The organism is Mesorhizobium sp. M2E.F.Ca.ET.209.01.1.1, assembly GCF_004010375.2.
Classification (GTDB): domain Bacteria; phylum Pseudomonadota; class Alphaproteobacteria; order Rhizobiales; family Rhizobiaceae; genus Mesorhizobium.
Map to the genome: position 1 here is coordinate 1 of NZ_SADP02000211.1, position 430 is coordinate 430.

Sequence of the window (430 nt, forward strand, 5' to 3'; positions counted from 1 at the left end):
ATCGCTCTACCACCAGCCCACTTTCAAAGGCCCTGTGCACGATTTTCTCGGCCAGTTTGCCTGTATTGCAATCGATCCCGAGCATCATGCCCCTTCCGCGCACGGAAAGGCTAGGATCGCCGCTACTTTGAGCAATCTGCTGAAGGCGCTTGTTGAGAATTCGCCCTGTTTCCGTAACGCCGTGAGACAGCTTTTCATCCGTCCAATATTTTCGTAACGCAGAAGCCCCAGTCACAAGCGCGAGATTGTTGCCTCTGAATGTTCCATTGTGTTCGCCGGGCTGCCAAACGTCTATTTCAGGTTTGAGCAGCAAAAGGGATAGCGGCAGTCCACAGCCGCTGAGAGACTTTGACAAAACAATTATATCTGGCGATAAATCGGCAAATTCGAAACTGAAGAAACTACCTGTTCGTCCGCAACCTGCCTGAAT

Annotated in this window: 1 protein-coding gene; it reads right to left on the reverse strand. The window is 50.9% G+C overall.

Annotated features, from left to right (window positions below; all coding sequences use genetic code 11):
• Positions 1-430: aminotransferase class III-fold pyridoxal phosphate-dependent enzyme (locus tag EN852_RS35340; protein WP_135879639.1), on the reverse strand; the 430-nt coding region annotated here is incomplete at both ends.